Source organism: Catellatospora sp. NPDC049609 (genome assembly GCF_040675365.1).
Classification (GTDB): Bacteria; Actinomycetota; Actinomycetes; order Mycobacteriales; family Micromonosporaceae; genus Catellatospora.
Genome location: NZ_JBFAOU010000500.1, coordinates 1 through 1008, shown reverse-complemented (window position 1 = coordinate 1008; position 1008 = coordinate 1). Strand labels below are relative to the sequence as shown.

Annotated in this window: 1 protein-coding gene and 1 pseudogene; both read right to left on the bottom strand. The window is 67.4% G+C overall.

From position 1 onward, the window contains the following. A pseudogene (locus AB0J67_RS41415) lies at positions 1-494 on the bottom strand (hypothetical protein); the annotation flags it as partial. After that, on the bottom strand, positions 491-799 hold the full coding sequence (locus AB0J67_RS41410) for a transposase (RefSeq protein WP_363491336.1): 309 nt from the start codon (positions 797-799) through the stop codon (positions 491-493). The gene AB0J67_RS41410 and the pseudogene AB0J67_RS41415, both read right to left, overlap by 4 nt. Positions 800-1008: the final 209 nt, after the last annotated feature.

Sequence of the window (1008 nt, the reverse complement as noted above, 5' to 3'; positions counted from 1 at the left end):
ATCGAAGAACTTCTGCTTCTGCTCATCGCTGTACTTCTGACCTGCCATCGCAACCAACTCTCGGCGGGTGTTGCGACGACTGATGGAATCCAAGCTGTGCGGTGTTCGGTGATGTCGGCCAGCCACAGCCGGTTCGGGCCGGCGGCGGTGAAGTCCCGCCGGACCAGGTCGTCGTGGACCGGCGGGCCGACCTTGCCGCCCTTGCCGCGACGTTTCTTGGCGAAGGCGCTCCACCAGCCGCGCCCCGAACAGATCTTCCACGCGGTCCGGTCGGCCATCGGCAGCCCGGCCGCGGCGGCCTCGTCGGCCAGGAACCGGTAACCGAACTCAGGGTCGTCGCGGTGGGCGTCGAACAGCGCGTTGGCTCGCCACGCCTCGACGTACTCAGCCACGGTGACCGGCTGGGCAAGCCACCGGTAGTAGTGCTGACGAGCGATCTTCAAGACCCGGCACGTCACCGCGACGGGGATGCCGTCCGCGGCCAGATCGGTCACGAGCGGGTAGATCCTTTTCCCGGCAGGTGCGCCTGGGACAGGTAGGCCGCGGCCCGGCGCAGGACCTCATTCTCCTGCTCCAACAGCTTGATCCGCTTGCGCGCCTCGCGGAGCTCTGCCGACTCGGTGCTGCTCACACCGGGCCTGGCACCGGCGTCGACGTCAGCGGCGCGCATCCACTTGAACAACGTCATCGGGTGAACGCCGAAGTCGTTGGCGATCTGCTCGACCGTCACGCCGGCGTCACGGGACTGGGCGACCCGCACGACATCGTCACGGAACTCACGGGGGTACGGCTTGGGCACAGCGACATCCTTCCAGCCTGCCCGCAGGGCAAGCCATCTCAGATGTCACCTATCGGTGCAGCAGACCCATCGACGTTCTACAGGAGCTTCGCTTTCTATCGATGCCGCCACGCCGAGGTCCTGATGCTCGGCCTCGGCCGCGTACCGGTCGGGTTTCATCAGCGCCTTGGCCCCGGCGGCGACGAACAGCCCGCCGAGCAGGGCGCGAG